Genomic DNA, 18,544 nt, shown 5'->3' with positions numbered 1-18,544 from the left:
TTAGCAGTTTGAGTTTAAAGCTATAGTTATTGTACTTACCATTATATACGAAAGACCCCATCTTGTGAAATGTGTTGAAAATCTAAGCAATAAGCCCTTCTCCCGAAAGGAAATTTACTGCGTATAAAGCTAATCTCGGATATCTAAATTTCTGGACAAGTATTGAGATAAGAAAAGGGTTGTGTTATGCTAAAAGAAAAATAGCGATATTTTAGGTGCCCTTTGCGGGAGAATAGGGAAGTTCGGTTTAAAACCGACGCGGACCCACCACTGTATTCGATGAGCAACGCATACCACTGGCTTTGGCTGGGAAGGTTACGGATACGCGATGATTCGAGAGCCAGGAGACCTGCCTAAAATATTTACGTCTTCCCACACCTTGGGGAGCGGCGGTGATGACGGTAAAGTCCCGACCACAGATTTATTTGTGGTCGGGACTTTACTTTTTCTACAAATTATTACAAAATAGAGGGGGAAATACCATGGATAATTTAACAGTAGCTCAACTAAACGCCCAACTTGAGACAATCACAAAGAACATCTCGGACCTTGATGAGGAGAGCGTTGCTCAGATCCAAAAACGCTTGGACTCGCTCACCAAACCACTAGGTAGTCTTGGACAATTAGAATCTTTGGCAAAGCAGCTAGGCGGTATCCAACGAACCTCGAGTCCTAAAATATTGAAGAAAGCCATCCTATTAATGGCCGGAGATCATGGGGTTGCCGCAGAAGGGGTAAGTGCCTTCCCTCAAGAAGTGACACCCCAAATGGTTTACAATATCATAGGGGGTGGCGCAGCCATCAATGTTTTAGCTCGCCAGGCCAATGCAGAGGTTTTTTGTACTGATGTTGGAGTTGCCTTCCCTTTAGAGGGGGACATCATTCACAAACGTGTTGCTAACGGAACTCAGAATATGGCCAAAGGACCCGCAATGACCCGTCAGCAGGCCCTCCAAGCCTTGCTAGTTGGCGCAGAAGTTGCCGATGAAAAAATCCGTGCAGGCTTTAACCTCTTAGGAACTGGAGACCTTGGCATCGGGAATACGACCCCCAGCTCGGCAATCGTCGCCCTGATTACAAATTCCCCCATTGAATCCGTCGTTGGCCGAGGAACTGGCATCGATGATGCTGGATTAATTAAGAAACGAAGGGTAATTGAAAAAGCAATTGAACTTAATCAACCCGATCCACAGGACGCTCTTGATGTTCTAGCTAAGGTAGGAGGATTAGAAATCGCAGCAATCGCAGGCTCAATCCTTCAAGCTGCAGCAAGCCGTGTCCCCATCGTGATCGATGGTTTTATTTCGACTGCTGGAGCACTCATTGCTGCGAAACTTGCCCCGAAAAGCACCTCTTTTATGATCCCCTCCCACGGTTCAGTAGAAATAGGTCATCGCAAGGCCTTAGCTTATCTGGGACTCGATCCGGTACTTAACTTAAATATGAGACTTGGCGAAGGGACTGGGGCCGCCTTAACCTTTCACCTCGTCGAAGCAGCTCTTCATATTATTGAGGAAATGTCCACTTTCGCGGATGCTGGAGTCAGCGAACAGTCAACCTAAGTCCTTCGAGGGAGATCATTAAACCAGATTTGAGTAATCTGTAAGCCAAAAAACAAGTAAGTAGGTGGATGCAATCTCTCAATTTACGTTCATCACTGGCGGTGCCCGTAGCGGCAAAAGTAGCTTTGCCGAACTTCTTGCCGCTCATGCAAAACGGCCCGTAATATACATTGCCACTGCCCAAATTTGGGACGAAGAAATGGCTCTACGCGTCAAAAAACACCAGCTCCAACGTCCAGCAACATGGCGGCTCATCGAAGAGCCCCGAAACGTTCGAGAAACCTTGATTAAACTTAAAGACGAAGAGGGGGTAGTTCTCCTTGATTGTGTCACACTCTGGCTCACCAATCTACTCTTAGCCGGACAATCACAACCAGTGACCCCTTCCTGCCCAGATGGAGAAAAATTCCCCTTAGACCTTCAGAACGACAATGATTCATTTAACAACGAGCTTGAACCTCAGATCTTGGATATTGTGAAAAACGTTGCTCAACTGGCCCAAGAAATTAAACCGCAAGTTATCTTTGTCTCGAACGAAGTCGGTCAAGGAATTGTTCCTGAAAACCCTTTGGCCCGAGCCTACCGGGATTTAGCTGGACGAAGCAATCAAATCCTGGCTCAGAGTGCTGAACAGGTTTATATGGTCGTAGCAGGTTTCCCCATAGAGATCAAACACTCTGGCGAAAAGCTGCTTGCGTCCCTGCTCAAGGAGTGATTAAATTGCGTGGATTTCTAATTGCCCTTACATTTCTGACTCGGCTCCCTTTACCTGCACCCAAAGTAGAAGTCACCTCGGAGGAATTTACACGTAGTTATCGCTATTATCCTTTGGTCGGACTTGTTATAGGACTAGTTCTCTGGCTTCTGGCGAAGGGGTTGACTCTTTACTTCCCCCCCTTGGTTCTAGGTGCTCTCTTATTAGTTGTAGAGTTAATGCTTACGGGAGGGCTTCACCTCGATGGGTTCATGGATAGTATGGATGGTTTATTATCCGCCCGCAGTCCAGGACGCATCTTGGAGATCATGAAGGACAGCCGAATTGGAGCTCATGCCTGCATGGCCCTAGTAGGCCTACTCCTCTTAAAATTCACCCTACTGGCTAGCCTAAGTCCGACTCAGTTTTCCATTCTCCTTGTTATGCCCATGCTCTCACGCTGGGTATTTCAAATTGGAGTTGTCGGATTTCCGTATGCCCGCCCCCAAGGACTTGGAAAAGGTATTCATGAAACGATCCACTGGATCCCGTTTCTTATCAGTGGAGGCTTAGTCTTAGGAGCCTCCTTTTATCTAGCCAGCTTTGCTGGGCTAATTGCCTTTGGAGTATGCGTGATTGCCATAACCCTTTGGGCTGCTAGGATTTCCTCCCTCTTAGGGGGCCTAACTGGAGATTTGTACGGAGCATTTATCGAGGTTTCAGAAGTGGTGTGCTTACTGGCCGCTTTTCCTTTTTTGCGATAATGCCCTTAGAATCTCTTGAGCGATGACTAACTAAACATCATCCACAATGCCCACGTCTTCTCACAAACGCAACCAATCCTAAAACATCATTACTGAACTGATGTTTCATTCAAGCAAAGCCATTCTTGTTTAGTATTTCTAAACCAAGAAATGGCTTTGCTCGTCATAACCTGACATTGAAGTATGTACTACTTAAAGCTGCTCTGCTAGAAGGTAGAGGTCTTCATTTTCCTTTTTAACTCTCTTCCTTAGTGCATCAATTATCGCCTCTGTATCCCTTATGAACTCATCTGGATTATCTTTAATATAGTTACTGTTTTTATACAAACACCTGTATTCATCAAACGCGCTACTTAGCCCACCCATTTCATTAATGAAGCATTCGGTTGTCTGCCTCACCTTTAGGTCATTTGAGGTCCTAAGCTTTGGATACAGAACTTCGTCCTCATGCTTCAAGTGTATTTTCAATAGGCCTGCGAGTTTAGCAATCTTCATGGTAACCTCAAAGGCAGAGGCAGTGACTGATACTTTTTTTACACTCAAATAGCCTTCGACTTCAGTGATCAAATTGGCAATATCATTATGTTGTCTATTCAGATTTGATATATCCACTTTAATTATTCTCCTTCAATCCTTAATTTTGTTGCAAACCGCGGTTTTATGCTTTCGGTATGCCTAAATAATATAATAAAAATAGATTACCAGTTGTGTCTCAGAAGGTTTTTTGATGTGATAAAAATCACACTTAAGCGTGTAAAGGGGACGGTCATTTTAACACACAGACAAGGGGACGGTTCTTCTGTCTAACTTGAAGAGTTAGACAGAAGAACCGTCCCCTTGTCTGCAGACACTTTTCCTACAGTCAAATAGACTTCGTCTTCTCTGCTCAAATTGGCAATATCAGCGTGATGTCCCAAGCACCCTCGCCCCGCTTACCCTTTGATCGCCCGAGCTAAACGTTGAATACCCTCATCAATGATCTCGGGAGTTGAACAGGAGTAATTCAAACGCACTTCGGATGTCACACGCCCATCTGGGTAAAATAACGCACCCGGTACATAAAGAACATTTTGTCGAATGGTCTCCTGAACGTAGTCAAAACTGTTAGTAATCTTTTTGAAGCGCGCCCATAAAAATAGCCCTCCAGAGGGAATAATCATCTCCACCTCGTTCCCTAAATACTTTTCGACGGCCCGAACCATAGCGTTTCTGCGTTCCTTGTAAACTGTGCGTAAGTTCTGGATATGACCGGGAAGCAATCCTTCTTTTAAAAACTCAAGTACAGCGCGTTGCGTAAGGTTATTACTGTGCAAGTCCACACCTTCTTTGGTTTGACAAAGATGGTTAATGATATCGGGGTCCGCGACGACATAGCCTACCCTCAGTCCAGGGGAAAGAACTTTGGAGAAAGTACCCAAGTAAATGACGTTATCCCCTAGTTCTATTAAATTCGGGGATTTCTCTCCTTCAAATCGCAACTCACCATAGGGATTATCTTCAACAACTAGCAAGTCATGAGCCTTTGCCACATGCAGCAGTTCAATCCGTCGTTCAAGCCCCATAACCTTCCCTGAAGGGTTTTGATAATTGGGAATGAGATACAGAAACTTTGGTGTGACTAGTTTCAGCTTCTTTTCCAGTTCTTCTGGAATAACCCCCTGCTCATCACACGGTATCATCATCATCTGCGCTCTAAACGATTGAAAAGCCTGAATCGCTCCTATATAAGTAGGCGTCTCTACAAAAACGACATCCCCAGGATCAAGAAAGGTTTGCGCTAACAAACTCAATCCTTGCTGGCTACCCGTTGTCACCGCTATTTCCTCGATTTTGACCGGTTTACCGTTGTGCTTATGCTGCTCTGCTAACCACTGTCTGAGCTGTGGATGACCGGCAGTTTGAGCATATTGCAAAGCTGGTTTCCCTTGCTCTTCAAAAACGTGTTGAAAACTGCGCTGCAATGCTTGATCTGGAAAAAGTTCCAACGCAGGCAATCCACCGGCAAAAGAAATCATACTGGGGTTCTGCGCTGCCTTTAACATTTCTCCGATAAAACTTTCACCCGACTCTTCCATCCAACTCGCGTACTGCATCCTATTTCCTCCTCAAGATCCGCTCAAGTTTTTTCTCCAAGACTCTACATATTTAGATAATAATTAATTACTCTTTAATTAATTCGACTTTGTGAAATAAACTCCTGCCCCAAGAAATATTTATCCTGTAATTTAAAATTAAAACAATAATTTTATCATACATTGTTCCATATAAATGTACAACGACAGATTTATAGAGTACACTTATAGAGATACCACTTAAATGTTGACTGAGTATATTCTATTTTCATTAGTAGAGCACTGAAAGGGAAAATCGTAACCATGACAATCTTTATCCTCACTTTCGCTTTATACGCATTTGCGGGTTGGGTCATGGAAACCCTGTACCGTTCGGTCCCACTACGCAGGTTAGTCAATCCTGGATTCTTAACTGGCCCTTTCCTTCCAATCTACGGATTATTCGCAACGATGGTGATTTGGTCCTCAGGACTATTATCCCTTCTGGATTGGAAATGGCAGTTCATTTGGTTCGTGTGTTTAAGTACCGTACTAGAATATGCCGCTGGTTGGTTTTTCGAGCGTTTCTTTCATCTGCAACTCTGGGACTATCATGAAACGCCCCTCAATCTTCACGGGCGGATAGCGCTTCCCTATTCTCTGCTCTGGGGAGTCTTGGGCCTTGTGTTTCATCATGTCATTCATCCTAAAGTTCAAATTTATCTTTTGCAGATTCCCTTCCCGACCAGTACTATTTTGGCAATTATATTGACCACTTATGTAATATGGGATATTATTCACTCAACCCTATTACTTCGACGTCTTGAGCATTTTATTGCTGTATTTCAGGAACGATATGAACGATTGGAACTTACGCCGTTCCAAATGGCCTTTTCTCCGTTTCGGCGCCTCCTGAATACGTATCCCAGAATGCGCCACACTTTAAGTGAGAAAATGGATCTGCTTTATGCAAAACAGGCAGCCCTCGAACACTTTTTAGTACTCCAACGCAAAAAATTTTACGATCCCGATAGAGAAAACGACACCCACACACTTGATTAGGAAGGTGAAACAATTGAGTTTAGCAGAGCATATTGATGACATCTTGAACCACGATGAGTATAAACAGTTAGCTTCATATACTCATCACCGTCCTTTTACCACGCTAGAACATTCCATCCGCGTTGCTCAAATTGCTTATGACTGGTCAATACGACTAGAAGATAGAAAAATCAGGCTAGATACGCAAGCACTCATCCGCGGGGCCCTACTTCATGACTTTTTCTTATATGACTGGCATCACCTTAGACCCGACGGGTCAAGATGGCATGGTTTTCGCCATCCTCGTATTGCCTGTGACAACGCGGAACGTTGTTTTAACCTTAATGAGAAGGAAAAAGACATTATTTTAAGTCATATGTGGCCGCTCACCGTTCGCATGCCCCGGAGCCGGGAGGCTTTTCTCGTTATGATCGCTGATAAAATGGCCTCTATACAGGAATTTAGATTTAAATTCAAACGTACCCTGCCCCCCTCCGAAAGATACACTTCTCTCCGTCTTGTAAATAAGAGCAACTAGAGAAGGCTCACTTTTTACTTTAGAAATGACGAAAATGGCATGCCTTGAATTCTAGCATGCCATTTCTCATTGTCAATCATAGCCATTTCACAAATTTTGGACCACTCTTTTTCGTATTTCTCACAACACAATAGAATTGACGAAATATCAGCGAATCTACAAAAATATGTAGCTTTCAAAGTAAAGCTGCATTAAACTAGAGCAAGGATCCTTCTTAAGCATCAAGAGTATGGATCCCTAAGTATTGATGCCGTGGGAGGATGACCGTTGACCAAGAAACACTTTTCCTTTATAACGTTGCTCATTTCACTTGCTATAGTGGTTTTTCTTTATCCCAAGCTACAGAACCCCACCGCTTTAAAGGCGTTTGTCTCACAGTGGGGATTACTAAGTATTTTTATTGATCTTGTTATCGTCATGATTTTGGCTCTTTTCCCAGTGATACCCTTCGTCTTAATGGCTGGGATTAACACCATTCTTTATGGGTGGATCGGTGGTTTTTTGCTTTCCCTTTGCGGAAGTTTGTTAGGTGCCTCTTTAGGTTTTTGGTTAGCACGTACGCTTGGACAAGCCTGGGCACAGCCCAAGATGTCGAAGCTAGGAAAATGGGGCACTCTTCTAAGAGGCAATAGCTTTTCCGTTGTTCTGCTCTCGCGACTTATTCCAGTACTACCCTCTGCAGCAGTTAATTATGCCGCCGGCTTATCCCTTATGACCTTTCCATCGTTCTTGATGGCCACACTGCTCGGTAAAATACCCATGATTGTTTGGGAATCATGGGTAGGACATGATTTATGGCGAATATCACATCATCCCCGTCGGCTGCTATTAGCCTTAGCCATCGGCGTTCTGGTTTTTGGTTCAGTTGGTCTCTATTGGTATTTTACAAAGAAATTCCCAAAGGAACCTCGCTTACTGTGAAAATTTTAGCGAGTGCGAAGTTACAAAACTCCAACAGGTCTCTCTGAGGCTGTTGGGGTTTTGTGTATATTTTCTACTCTGCGAACTCAATACCTAGCGAATGCCTTTGCAATTGCTCTATACCCAGCTGCATTGGGGTGCCCATAATCCGAGCCGATTAGTGAGCTTTCTTTTCCTCTTATCTCACGATCTATATAAACCACCACAAAACCATAGCGTTTTGCCCAAGAAATAACTATAGCGTTAGCGGAATCGATAACCCCCTGTACTTGGACATAATATTGGGCGTAAGGGCCTGCTGGCAGGGGATTATACAGAGTACCCACTTTTATAATTGCTCTAGGATTGAGCTGCCTAAGAACTTCTCCTATTAGCGCAAGCGTTTTAGCCAAATTACCTAAAACAACACCTAACTGCTGTGAGTTAACTAATTGATTAGAATTCCTTATAAGACGCAGTAGATCATTGGAACCTATCGTGATGGTGATTAATGATGCCTGGGAAACAAGCTGTCTTAGCCTGTGATTAAACTGTAATAACTCAAGTAGACCCTGTGTCGTTAATCCGTTAACACCCAAATTATAAACCCGCAAGTCAGGGTCGTGCCTTCTAAGAAAATTACTGTAGACGGCAGGAAAAGAAAATTCGCTTCCAACTCCATACCCTGCAGTTATCGAATCACCCAACGCCAGATATAAACTCACCCTTCTCACCGCCTTCAAAACATTCCTACATATCACATTATAGGTTATGTTTACCATTTACCATCTGTCACTCGCTGAGCATAAACCTTAAAGATTGTGGGATGCTATATAGAAAACGTGGCTATGGCCAAGCCTTCATTATGATCTGGTTCTGATTATGACTCAACAGAAGTTCAGGATTATTGTGCTATAGCCGAGGCTGGCGAGACCCCTAATGGCGGAGACTAAGGAGGAATCACTGATTAAAGCGTGGGAACTTATTAAAAAAGGAAATACTTCATCGTTTTACGCGGCCCTAGGCAACCTTTTTTTAGTCATTCTTAAAGGAATAACGGCTTCTTTAAGCGGAAGTGGCGCTATGTTTGCCGAAGCAATGCACACAGGCGCCGATACAATTAACCAAATCTTTGTCTTTATAGGGAGCATTCTTGCTGAACGAAAGCCCACCCCCCGCTTTCCGACGGGTTTCGGGCGTCTGATCAATGTTTTCTGCATGGGTGCTGTGATCATCGTTACGATCATGGCCTATGAGACCCTTCTTGAAGGGATTCATTTAATCCAACATCCCGCATCGATTGATAGTTTGGGATTAATTATTTTTAGTTTAGGCACTTCCATGGTTATTGATGGGTTTGTCTTATCCAAGGCCATGCGTGAAATCGCGCGAGAGACTCGCTCTGAAGCAAAAGGATTAGTGCTCATCCCTGTCGCTCTAAAAAATGTAAACCGAGCTTCTCCCGCCACTCGCTTGGTCTTCTACGAAGATCTGGTAGCCACCTTTGGCGCTATACTGGCCCTTGGAGCAATACTTGTGACACGCTTCACGCCTATTAAAACCTTAGATGGATTTGCTGCGATCATCATCGGACTTCTTATGGGGGGAGTAGCTTATCGAGTAGGCTATGACAACATGGTAGGACTCATCGGTGTTTCTGCTCCGAAGGAAATCGAGGACAAAGTCTGCCAAATTATTTTATCTGACCCAGACACTACAGATATCAATAAAATGCGCATCCTCCAAGAAGGGCGTTTTTATCATGTCGAAAGCTACATTGAACTTCGTCCGGGCTTAACCTTGGCTACAGCTGACAGGATTAAATCTAGAATTCGGGATCAGCTCTTAGCTTATGAAGATATCACGGATGTCACGTTGGGGATTATTGAAGACACTGGCGTAAAGGATTGGCCGCCTAAGGACCCTCCTAGCGATAAAGAAAAGAGCTAAAACACACCCTCTAAGGATATCGTTTTAGCCCTGACCATATCAAACTAATTGTTTATCGCAACAGTAAAAGGGAGTGATGTCGTTGCTGTCTTATATGGCTTTTCTCATGAGGATGCCCAGAGATACAACGATGCTACTGAACCATAAGGCGAATACCTTTTTCTGTAGCGTTCAAACTTTTCCTTTGGTAGCTCTTTGAGACCATATATGTTCATCATACCTCGACAGATTGCTAGATCCTTAAAGCTAAGCACATCAGGACGATTGAGGGAAAATATCAGAAGCATTTCAGCGGTCCAAACTCCCACTCCGTGAAGAGAAGACAGCTTTGAAATAATTTCCTCATCCGGCAGAGTATGAAGCTCCTCGAAATTGACGGTTCCTGATAAAGCCGCCTCTGCTATGCCCTTTATGTAGCTAGCTTTTCGCTCTGACATCCCGCAAGCTTTAATTTCAGACAGGCTCAGCCGGGTAATACTTTCTGGGCGAATACTTTCTGAATTGTTCAGCACTGGACTGTTACCGTCTGGATTGTTACTTAAAGTCGGAATATCCTCGAGCAGTATACACAGTCTGGTCCACACCGTTTCGGCAGCCTTTTTGGAAATCTGTTGGCTTACAACGCTGGAAATCAAGGCTGTGAAAGGATCAGGAGTAATCTCACGTTGGATTATTCCGATTCTATCGATGGCTGCACCCAGCTTTTTGTCTTTGCGTTTTAAGAAGTCAATTTCCGTTTGCCCATAGTCAAAAATCAGCATGGTTTTAGCTCCTATCGAATGATTATCTATTTATTATATGCCATCATTAACCACAGTAATATCATAATAACAAGCGTTTCCAAGGTACGTGTAAATCTTTAATAAGCCAACTCAACCATCAACTATACATTTTCTATATTTTGAAACCCTTTCCCTAAAACTTCATGTGCCTCACTAACAATAATAAAGGAATCTGGATAATTCTTCTTCAAATATGTTCTTAGTTTTATGAGTTGTGTTCTATCCATAACCGAATAAATCACAGAATTTTTTTCTCCAGAGAACCCCCCTTGTCCTTCAAATGCTGTGCATCCTCTGTCTATTTCATTAATTATATATTTTTGAATGTACTCACTGTTATTAGAAAATACCATAACAGCTTTTACGGAAGTAAATCCTTCAAGAACTCTATCAATTATAAATCCATTTAGAAGAACACATACAACTGAATACAATGCTGTTGCAATCCCAAAGGTTAGAGCTGCCAGGAGAACTACAAAAATATCAACTGACTGCATGGATTTCCCTAACTCTAAATGCAACGATTTGTTCAATATCTTTGCAATTATATCCGTTCCTCCCGTTGATGCGTTTTGAGAAAAAACGATCCCTAGACCTGTTCCAAGTAATAATGTCCCAATTATTGCTGAGAGTAATACATCATTTGTCAGAGCCTGCGGTTTCATAACCACTTCTATTAACCACATGGTTCCAGACACACCGAAACTAGCATAGATCGTCTTAGCTCCAAAATTACCGCCTATGAACAGAAAACCAATAATGAATAAAACAACATTCATAACCAACATCAACATTCCAATCGGTAAGGAAGGCATGTGATAGTTTATAATAATAGCAATACCTGTAATCCCACCTCCAGTTATATGAGCTGGTACATAAAAATACGCCACTGCGATACTAACCAAAATAACACCTAAAGTTATTATTAAATACTCTTTTATTGGCTCTTTCATATGTAGATTACCTCTTCTTTTTTAGGATTATACCACAATATACGACTCGCCAGTAGGCCTACGCGAGCGTTCCATTGGGTTGTAAGTCCTTTTTCTTTTGAATAATGTTCTGAACTTAGAGAAAAGCTATTACTTGTTACCTCGTTATTATTAACCATTTTGCCTACAACCACAACATGATAAGACAAACATTTGGGAGGAAGTTATGGCAAGCATCTACTGGTATTGTCTTCTAGCTATCATTGGGGTGGGAATCGCGGCCTTTACAATATATAAGAAAAGAGATATCAAGCTCTCTACTTTTCTTGTGTTTTTTATATTTTCTACATGTGTTACATGGATAGGTGAATTTGTTGTGCTTGGTTTACTTGATGGGTATGCTTACAAAACTGGTATCTACACAAGCCCTTGGGCCCAAAACATTTTAGGTCATCTTATACTCAACTCGACTTTCTATCCTGGCACTGCGATATTAGTTGCAGCGTACTCATTGGGATATGGGTGGATTTCTTTGATTACCGCTATTTATTTACTAATAGAGTATTTGTTTATGAATTTAGGAATATACGAACATCATTGGTGGAAATATTACATGACAGGTGTTGCGATTTTTATTTATCAGCTCTTTACTAAAGTGTGGTTTAAAAAGTTAGACAAAATACCGCATGGATGGTTGCGCACTAGCACATTCTACTTCGTTGGGTTTGTCATTTTACACTATCCGATTCCAATAATTCTACTTTTAGGGAAACAACACTATAATGTGAATTGGGCCCAAGATATGTACTTGTCTAGTACCATGTTTATATTCCTTTATCAGTTAGTTGAGACTTTGATCTTAGTGTTTTTCGTTTGCGTCCTTGAAAAATGGTATTGGAAGTTTGTGCCCTTCATTATTTCTTTTGTGGGTCAAAGCCTACTGGTCAAGTTGAACATCCTAGTTTTTCAGGACGGGTGGAATCTGTTCTACACAATGTTAGTTTATTTTTTCGGTTTATCAATTTTTATTTTACTTGAGAGATATTCCTTGCAAACTGAGGAAACAATAAATTGATTAATCTTGAAGCAAGGGATTATTGAATGGTTAAAGTCTAGAGGAGAAAAAGTAGATTAGCTAAATTTAGAACGCTTCAAAAAGAACAGTCGAATATCGACTGTTCTTTTTGAAAGTAATTTACTCTACCTAATTTTATTCATTAACGTTTAAGGCTTCGAAGGCTTCTGCCGCAATGCAAAGGTAATAGCTAAGACCAACTTGCTGACTTTCGAGCATATTCCTATGAAAATCGTAAGTTTATTTTACAATAAAAAAGGACGGCGCATGGCGTTCACCATACTGACTCGATGGGTGATTGACGATCTCGCCATTGTAGTAAAGAACCGCTGAGGCGCCGCCGTCAAGATTCGCAACATTATAGGCACCGTATTCGAGCATAATATCTTGTACATCCTTAAGGGTTGCACCTATGGACCCAATCTGACGTCCATCGATGACCAGCATCAAAATACTGCCATCCCTCGTCTGTCCTATCGCTGTCCGGGGAGCAATACCCCATCCCCCGTCTCCATGGGTAATCGCCGGTTTACCATCAATTACAAGGAATGGACTGAACGAGACGGCATCCCTTATGCCCATTTGTTTAATTTGGTTCAGGGTATAATGACCAAGAATCAAAACATTGTCATTATTTAGCCCTATAATGTCAAATGCTGAGACTGGAGCTTTATAGAGAATTTTATCGTCCGAGATAAGGATACCCAGCGGTTGACCACCGTTGCCGTTACCCTGCGGGTCATCAAACGCCCCTCCATTAATGACGGCAACTGCTCCGTTCTCTTTAGCAATGTCTTCAGCCTTTTCTCCCTTTTCGCCGAGATAACGCGTTGCTGCTACCTTTACACGTTTAGGATTATTAACCTTAAGAAGATAACCTTTAAAACCCTTTTGACTGATATCAATCAGCTCTGTTCCAGTATTGTTTTCAATTCCAAGCGTCTTAATGTTTGAGGGATGGGAGTTGCCCAGATCCGCGGCTTTGTTGTTATCCATTATTTCTTGAATCTCTGCCCCGCTAAACAAGTACGTTGCAAGGTACTGATGGTTCAACGTCGTCATTGCGCTAGTCACCCATAAGTTACGAAGCATCTCAAAGGGTTTGACGGGAGCATATAAAAACCCCAAAAAGCACAAACCAAAGATTAGGAAGAGACTGAGCATCCCCTTTAATGTTTGCTTTAACCGTTTTTTCTTGCGACTGTAATAATAGATCCCTGCAGGTTTTCTATCAGCTCTAAGTTGAATTATTGAATTTGAAGACCTAGAAATCCCTGTATTACTCATTTTAGCTCCATCTCCTAAGAATAAACATGATTCATCAAATATCTATATTCTACACCATATTCTTTATATAAAGTTAAACCAATTTGTAGAAATAAACCCAAAATATTTATACATTAACGAACACACAACAAAATCCGCCATTTGAGTGGATTTTGTTGTGTGTTTCTGTTCACGTAACAATTATGTTTACGTGGAATATATTGGTAAATACAATAAAACGCGTTGGTTGGGAAATTTCGAATTTCCTTATCCAACGCGTTGCTCACTTCTTACTATTAAGATAGTGTATCCCATTCATTCAACCTCTATATCGTATCCTTGCCAAAATATGAACACTTTTCTTTTCGGCACCCGTGGGGATGCCTATCACTATGCTTACAAGCAATGTTCTCATTGACTAATGGCAAAGAAACACATAATTGTTCTTTCACTATTTTTGTCGCCTCGACCAATGATTTTCGGACGAAATTCTTGCAACAACACGGCCCAGTTTCGTTGGCAATAGTACCAAGAATTCTTGCCACTATTCTCATGGTTGTGGCAGTTTCACGGTCCTTTGAACATGTTGCACCAAAAATGACACTAAAACAGGCACCAATCGCAGGGGCAATCCCACATACCCCTGTTAGACCACAATATCCTCCGATCGCTTGTTTCTTTGTCCTGTTTAGTGCTTCATCAATCTGTTCATTCGTAACCTTAGCAGTTCCTTCGTTTTTAAGTGCAGCCATTAAAGCTCCTGCCGTTATCCAGGCATTTTCACAACCTAGCATCGGTATACTATTCAGATCCATAAGCAACTCTGCAATTTCTAAAGGGTCCTCGGATTTAGTGGTTATCACGTAATCTTTTACAGTACCAAATAGGCCTTTCCCGTGACATTCATCGCATATGTAATGCCCATTAGGGCAGGAAATGTTGCCGATATCCTTTTTACCACAGTCAAGACATGTAAATTCCTGTCCAATACTTAAGTATTCTAACTGTCCTCCACAAAAATGACAATTCTCAGTATTATATTTAGGGTGCTGACCAGCACTTGAAGTCGGCCCTCAACAATCTGTTGAAGCGCCCCTATTATTTAAGTTCTGAATTAGGTCTATCAAGTCCAGCACCTCCTGTTGGCGATGAATCAAAGCGTGCAACAGATGCACCCAGCAATAAGTTCCCGAACATTTAGTCCCTCTGCTTTGAGGATCTGATCATCAATACCCGTTTCCCCAACTTCATTTTCGATAATTACCAGAGACGGGTTACCACTCTCCAACTGTTGTGTCGAAAATCCTTTTACGAGGTATTTCGCGACCTGCAATATAATCGAAGTTTTGCCCGAACCTAAGAATCCACCAAAAAGTAAAACGTTCATTACTTTTAACTCCTATAGTTTATTATACATTAAATTGGGAGCACTCAACGAACAATCGTTCATAACCTTTGGTCAAGCTCAATTCGAGATAATCGAAGGCTCTGGCAAGCGTTACCATCTCTTGGCGGGTTTCAAGGGACATCAAGGCCAGATAAGCCCCCGTCTTTGAGGAATTCCCGATATAGGTGATCTTTTCTTGGACAGCCTTTGGCAAGATCCCCGTCCCTATCAGACTTTCTACAGGAAGATGAGCGCCAAACTGACCGGCCACGATCACCTCATCCAGATCCGCAAATGTGAGATCCATAGCATTTACCAGCGCTACAAACCCTGATAAGATCGCACTCTTAGCCAGTTGGACTTGGCGAACATCCCCTTGGGAAATCAGGATTTTCGTTGGACCCTCTCCGATACGAATTCGTCTTTTCTTGCCGTCGAGGTCGATATAGGACAGTCTAGGGTCCCCTACCTCTAATTCCTCAGGCTTAACGATATTTCCACGGGGAGTGATAAAATTATGTTTCAGCAATTCTCGAATAGCTGCCAGTATCCCGCTACCACATAAGCCTAACGGAGCTTTGTCTCCAATAACCTCTAAAATAAAGCCCTTCTCTGTATCGAAATGGACTTCCTCGATGGCCCCGTCGGCAGCACGCATACCGCTACTGATATTCATCCCTTCAAGGGCCGGTCCCGCTGCACAGGAGCAGGACACTAATTTTCCCCCGTCGGAGAGAACGATTTCTCCGTTCGTGCCGATATCGATAAAGAGTACTTTATCCTTCCTAGCGTGGAGCCTTGCCACATAAGCGCCGGCCACTATATCTGCTCCAATATAGGAGGAAACGGCTGGTAGACAATATACCCGACCGAAGGAGGAAAGGGCAGTCAAACCAATATCTTTCCCCGAAATATCTTTCTCCTCTACAAAAATCGGTGCATAGGGAGATTTCCCAATCGATAGCGGATCAACCCCAAGAACCATATGCATCATCGTGCAATTAGCCGCAATGGCGACTTCATAGATAAAGGAAGGGGAGAGCTTTTGCCTTTCACACATGGTCTGGACCATCTCATTTAAGGAATCGACAATGGCCGTTTGTAGCTGATCCCGCCCGTTCTTACCATGATCGAGAACATAGGTGATGCGAGTTAGCACATCTTGACCAAAATTTTTCTGGGCATTGATAGCAGCTTCGCTATCAATTTCTTCGCCTGTCCTTAAATTGATCAGGGAGGTTACAACGGTGGTAGTTCCTATATCTACTGCAACTCCGTAAAGCAGCTCACTGGTATCCCCTTTTTCAAGACCGATAAGCTGGTCTTGATTAAATACCGCTGTATAAGTTCCCTCACCCATAGTGATTTGGCGGAGCACATCCCAGGGCAGATGATTGATAGCCAACGCCTTTTCGAACAGCACTTGGTAAGGGGTTTGTTCTTCCAGTGTGGGCTTTCTAATCTCAATGGTCTTTTTCCAGATCGTCGGATTGGGTTGATACTCTGGTACATAGCCTCCTGTCAGAACCTGGTGATTCACCTCCTGATCAATGATATCGATCTCTAAATCCGCTGCAGGATAGATGAGACAGGCTAAACGGATACCTTCCTCGATCTCTTTTTTTGTAAGGTGTTCTTCCTCATCAACAGATAGAGGTGGAAGATCCCCTCCTAAATGTTTAATCTTACACTTGCCACAGCTACTTCGACCACCACAGGGGCTGTCAATGAAAATCTGCTGAGCAATAAGAATATTTAGAAGACTGTCCTCTAGCCCTCTATCATAAGTAAATTTTATATTTTGTCTTGGTAAAGCAATTGTATGCATTCTAAAACCTCATCTTCCAGTACAAAGCCCTCAAGCTCCTAGGCTTTATGACTGCTTTCCTGGACAAAATGTAACATCGCCTGAATATTTTTCAGAGAGGACTTAGTTCCCAGACCACAAGCAGGCGCGATGATATCTGACCCATCATCCATCACCTTCTGGGTCAGGACGCGAATGCGGTCTGCATCTGCAAGTTCCAGAGCATAGGTACTTACATTACCTATCATAATCTTACCGGGCATCACTTTTTTCGACTCTTTGATGCTGACAATAGAGTCGAAGCTGTGGGCATCGGCACGGATTTTATTCAGTTCTTCGTAAACTTTATGCATTTGTCCACAGATGTGCACAATGATTGGTATATCCGGATTTATCTCGTGGAGCCCATCAATCAATTGATTAATATAGGTCACCACATATTCGTCAAATAAACGGGGGCCTAAGATCTCCCCTGAGCCACTGGGGTCAGAGATAGCTATCACATCTGCTCCTGCTTCGATCTGAGCCTTGCCAAAACTAATGAGCCCTTCAGTGACAAAGTTCATAAAAGCATGCGCATCTTCTCTATGGCGTCTTAATCCCTTATAGTAATCTACCGGTTCAATCAGAGAAGCAGCAACACTTACAGGTCCAGAGAGATTACCGATAATAGGCACGCGATTATCGTCTTTTTTTAGAATTTTAATGGCATCTAGCACCACTTTTGCCCGTTTACCATAGGGGTCTAGATGTGGTAATTGATTCCATTCAGAAAGGTTTTCGATGACATAGCCAGTGACATGGGGTTCATAGACGGTAGAACCTAAGTCCACGACGGCACCCATCTGTTCTGCTTCGATGGTCATACAGAAGGGTACGCCATAATTTTCGAAACAACCATAATCATAAACTGCCTTGGCTAGTCCCGCCATTTTAATAGGATCTGTATGCGCTTCTGGCCAGTGGATATTTGCCTTTTCCATCAAGGCAGTGACCACCATATTCATCATACCACCCGGGCAAATACAAGGGGAGCGATCGGTAGCCTCGCCTTTTAAAGCGCTTAAAAGTCTGTCTTTTGAATCCATGGGTACTTCCTTTCTGGTCTTATGTCTAAACCATTCCGACTAGTTTTTTCGCCAAAGAAACTGCCGAAATGGCATTGACGGCATAGCCATCAGCCTTGATTTGATCACAATAAGCCTGGGAAATAGGTCCACCGCCGATCATAACTTTCACTTTGTCTTTAAGTCCTTCTTTTTCCAGCATATCCACGACTTCTTTCATGCCAGGCATTGTGGTAGTCATCAGGGTGGAAAGACAAATTAGTTGCGCTTCCACGTCCTTTGCTTTTTCGACGAAACTTGTCAGTGGCACATCCCTGCCTAAGTCATACATTTCAAATCCTGCCGTCTCGAGCATAATTCGCACAAGGTTTTTGCCGATATCATGGGTATCCCCTTCTACGACGCCTATAACACATTTGTAGTTGACAGCACCTGTATCCTTCTCCAGAGGTAGATGAGGTTTTAAGACTTCCAGACCATTATACATAGCATCCGAACACACCAAAAGATCGGTCACGAAATACTCTTCTTCTTCATACATCTGACCAGCGCGGTTCATCCCGTCTACAAGCCCTCTAAGAACCCCGTCAAGTGCTTCGTATCCTTCCTCAATATATTCTTTAGCTACATCTGCTACATCATCATCTTCCATTTCAAATACGCAATCGGATAATTGTTGTATTAATTCTTCTTTTGACTTAGCCATACCCTTCACCTTCGCCTTCTTA

18 protein-coding genes, 1 pseudogene and 1 riboswitch are annotated in these 18,544 nt (G+C 42.8%); of the genes and pseudogenes, 8 read left to right on the top strand and 11 right to left on the bottom strand.

Annotated elements, in window-relative coordinates; all coding sequences use genetic code 11:
* Positions 1-196 precede the first annotated feature (196 nt).
* Positions 197-371, top strand: a riboswitch (cobalamin riboswitch).
* A gap of 111 nt (positions 372-482) precedes the next feature.
* The 3 genes from cobT (at position 483) to cobS (ending at position 3,020) form a co-directional block, all read left to right on the top strand.
* Positions 483-1,562, top strand: a complete 1,080-nt coding sequence (gene cobT / locus E4K67_RS20100; protein WP_135550009.1) for a nicotinate-nucleotide--dimethylbenzimidazole phosphoribosyltransferase — start codon at positions 483-485, stop codon at positions 1,560-1,562.
* A gap of 73 nt (positions 1,563-1,635) precedes the next feature.
* Entirely contained in the window at positions 1,636-2,277 is a 642-nt protein-coding gene (cobU, locus tag E4K67_RS20095) for a bifunctional adenosylcobinamide kinase/adenosylcobinamide-phosphate guanylyltransferase (protein ID WP_135550332.1), read from the top strand.
* Positions 2,278-2,282: 5 nt separating this feature from the next.
* Positions 2,283-3,020 carry an adenosylcobinamide-GDP ribazoletransferase gene (gene cobS, locus E4K67_RS20090; RefSeq protein WP_135550007.1) on the top strand — a complete coding sequence of 246 codons (738 nt, stop codon included), beginning with the start codon at positions 2,283-2,285 and terminating at the stop codon, positions 3,018-3,020.
* 192 nt (positions 3,021-3,212) lie between these two features.
* On the opposite strand, the gene E4K67_RS20085 is transcribed toward cobS, so the two are convergent.
* Together E4K67_RS20085 and E4K67_RS20080 are read right to left on the bottom strand one after the other, a co-directional pair.
* Positions 3,213-3,632 (bottom strand): hemerythrin domain-containing protein, encoded by a 420-nt coding sequence (locus E4K67_RS20085; RefSeq protein ID WP_158408527.1) that lies wholly within the window; start codon positions 3,630-3,632, stop codon positions 3,213-3,215.
* A 320-nt stretch (positions 3,633-3,952) separates the two neighbouring features.
* On the bottom strand, positions 3,953-5,113 hold the full coding sequence (locus E4K67_RS20080; protein ID WP_135550004.1) for an aminotransferase-like domain-containing protein: 1,161 nt from the start codon (positions 5,111-5,113) through the stop codon (positions 3,953-3,955).
* 282 nt (positions 5,114-5,395) lie between these two features.
* Between E4K67_RS20080 and E4K67_RS20075 the strand changes: the two genes are divergently transcribed.
* The 3 genes from E4K67_RS20075 (at position 5,396) to E4K67_RS20065 (ending at position 7,571) form a co-directional block, all read left to right on the top strand.
* Positions 5,396-6,133 carry a putative ABC transporter permease gene (locus E4K67_RS20075; protein WP_243454551.1) on the top strand — a complete coding sequence of 246 codons (738 nt, stop codon included), beginning with the start codon at positions 5,396-5,398 and terminating at the stop codon, positions 6,131-6,133.
* 13 nt (positions 6,134-6,146) lie between these two features.
* Positions 6,147-6,650 carry an HD domain-containing protein gene (locus E4K67_RS20070; RefSeq protein ID WP_135550330.1) on the top strand — a complete coding sequence of 168 codons (504 nt, stop codon included), beginning with the start codon at positions 6,147-6,149 and terminating at the stop codon, positions 6,648-6,650.
* Positions 6,651-6,917: 267 nt separating this feature from the next.
* On the top strand, positions 6,918-7,571 hold the full coding sequence (locus E4K67_RS20065) for a TVP38/TMEM64 family protein (RefSeq protein ID WP_135550000.1): 654 nt from the start codon (positions 6,918-6,920) through the stop codon (positions 7,569-7,571).
* A gap of 86 nt (positions 7,572-7,657) precedes the next feature.
* Here the strand turns inward: E4K67_RS20065 and E4K67_RS20060 are convergent, their stop codons facing one another.
* Positions 7,658-8,275, bottom strand: coding sequence for an SGNH/GDSL hydrolase family protein (locus E4K67_RS20060; protein WP_243454550.1), 618 nt, complete (start codon positions 8,273-8,275; stop codon positions 7,658-7,660).
* A 214-nt stretch (positions 8,276-8,489) separates the two neighbouring features.
* Here E4K67_RS20060 and E4K67_RS20055 point away from each other — a divergent pair, with 214 nt between their 5' ends.
* On the top strand, positions 8,490-9,500 hold the full coding sequence (locus E4K67_RS20055) for a cation diffusion facilitator family transporter (RefSeq protein WP_135549996.1): 1,011 nt from the start codon (positions 8,490-8,492) through the stop codon (positions 9,498-9,500).
* A gap of 104 nt (positions 9,501-9,604) precedes the next feature.
* Here the strand turns inward: E4K67_RS20055 and E4K67_RS20050 are convergent, their stop codons facing one another.
* Both E4K67_RS20050 and E4K67_RS20045 read right to left on the bottom strand, forming a co-directional pair.
* Positions 9,605-10,261, bottom strand: coding sequence for a DNA-3-methyladenine glycosylase family protein (locus E4K67_RS20050; protein WP_135549994.1), 657 nt, complete (start codon positions 10,259-10,261; stop codon positions 9,605-9,607).
* A gap of 122 nt (positions 10,262-10,383) precedes the next feature.
* Positions 10,384-11,235, bottom strand: coding sequence for a YitT family protein (locus tag E4K67_RS20045; protein WP_135549993.1), 852 nt, complete (start codon positions 11,233-11,235; stop codon positions 10,384-10,386).
* A 205-nt stretch (positions 11,236-11,440) separates the two neighbouring features.
* Between E4K67_RS20045 and E4K67_RS20040 the strand changes: the two genes are divergently transcribed.
* On the top strand, positions 11,441-12,289 hold the full coding sequence (locus E4K67_RS20040) for a hypothetical protein (RefSeq protein WP_135549991.1): 849 nt from the start codon (positions 11,441-11,443) through the stop codon (positions 12,287-12,289).
* Positions 12,290-12,529: 240 nt separating this feature from the next.
* Here E4K67_RS20040 and E4K67_RS20030 read toward each other — a convergent pair whose 3' ends face one another.
* From E4K67_RS20030 to E4K67_RS20005, 6 genes and pseudogenes are all read right to left on the bottom strand, one after another.
* The gene (locus E4K67_RS20030) at positions 12,530-13,576 is read right to left on the bottom strand and encodes a phosphodiester glycosidase family protein (RefSeq protein ID WP_135549989.1); all 1,047 of its coding nucleotides are present in this window, start codon (positions 13,574-13,576) and stop codon (positions 12,530-12,532) included.
* 305 nt (positions 13,577-13,881) lie between these two features.
* On the bottom strand, positions 13,882-14,679 hold the full coding sequence (locus E4K67_RS20025) for a DUF5714 domain-containing protein (protein ID WP_420841572.1): 798 nt from the start codon (positions 14,677-14,679) through the stop codon (positions 13,882-13,884).
* A gap of 32 nt (positions 14,680-14,711) precedes the next feature.
* Positions 14,712-14,942, bottom strand: a pseudogene (locus E4K67_RS20020) (GTP-binding protein); the annotation flags it as partial.
* 22 nt (positions 14,943-14,964) lie between these two features.
* The gene (locus E4K67_RS20015; protein WP_135549986.1) at positions 14,965-16,770 is read right to left on the bottom strand and encodes an ASKHA domain-containing protein; all 1,806 of its coding nucleotides are present in this window, start codon (positions 16,768-16,770) and stop codon (positions 14,965-14,967) included.
* Between the two features lie 38 nt (positions 16,771-16,808).
* On the bottom strand, positions 16,809-17,837 hold the full coding sequence (locus E4K67_RS20010; protein WP_135549985.1) for a uroporphyrinogen decarboxylase family protein: 1,029 nt from the start codon (positions 17,835-17,837) through the stop codon (positions 16,809-16,811).
* 25 nt (positions 17,838-17,862) lie between these two features.
* Entirely contained in the window at positions 17,863-18,522 is a 660-nt protein-coding gene (locus E4K67_RS20005) for a corrinoid protein (RefSeq protein ID WP_135549983.1), read from the bottom strand.
* Between the last annotated feature and the right edge of the window lie 22 nt (positions 18,523-18,544).

Source organism: Desulfosporosinus fructosivorans, from assembly GCF_004766045.1.
GTDB lineage: Bacteria > Bacillota > Desulfitobacteriia > Desulfitobacteriales > Desulfitobacteriaceae > Desulfosporosinus > Desulfosporosinus fructosivorans.
Note: the sequence above shows the minus strand (reverse complement) of the source record. Positions and strands in the feature narration are given on the sequence as shown.

What these genes read in the sequence shown, in the direction of transcription:
- E4K67_RS20030 (WP_135549989.1), bottom strand. Translation starts at nt 13,576, where the DNA reads ATGAGTAATACAGGGATTTCTAGGTCTTCAAATTCAATAATTCAACTT.
- E4K67_RS20015 (WP_135549986.1), bottom strand. Translation starts at nt 16,770, where the DNA reads ATGCATACAATTGCTTTACCAAGACAAAATATAAAATTTACTTATGAT.
- E4K67_RS20080 (WP_135550004.1), bottom strand. Translation starts at nt 5,113, where the DNA reads ATGCAGTACGCGAGTTGGATGGAAGAGTCGGGTGAAAGTTTTATCGGA.
- cobT (WP_135550009.1), top strand. Translation starts at nt 483, where the DNA reads ATGGATAATTTAACAGTAGCTCAACTAAACGCCCAACTTGAGACAATC.
- E4K67_RS20050 (WP_135549994.1), bottom strand. Translation starts at nt 10,261, where the DNA reads ATGCTGATTTTTGACTATGGGCAAACGGAAATTGACTTCTTAAAACGC.
- E4K67_RS20075 (WP_243454551.1), top strand. Translation starts at nt 5,396, where the DNA reads ATGACAATCTTTATCCTCACTTTCGCTTTATACGCATTTGCGGGTTGG.
- E4K67_RS20010 (WP_135549985.1), bottom strand. Translation starts at nt 17,837, where the DNA reads ATGGATTCAAAAGACAGACTTTTAAGCGCTTTAAAAGGCGAGGCTACC.
- E4K67_RS20045 (WP_135549993.1), bottom strand. Translation starts at nt 11,235, where the DNA reads ATGAAAGAGCCAATAAAAGAGTATTTAATAATAACTTTAGGTGTTATT.
- E4K67_RS20005 (WP_135549983.1), bottom strand. Translation starts at nt 18,522, where the DNA reads ATGGCTAAGTCAAAAGAAGAATTAATACAACAATTATCCGATTGCGTA.
- E4K67_RS20040 (WP_135549991.1), top strand. Translation starts at nt 11,441, where the DNA reads ATGGCAAGCATCTACTGGTATTGTCTTCTAGCTATCATTGGGGTGGGA.
- E4K67_RS20055 (WP_135549996.1), top strand. Translation starts at nt 8,490, where the DNA reads ATGGCGGAGACTAAGGAGGAATCACTGATTAAAGCGTGGGAACTTATT.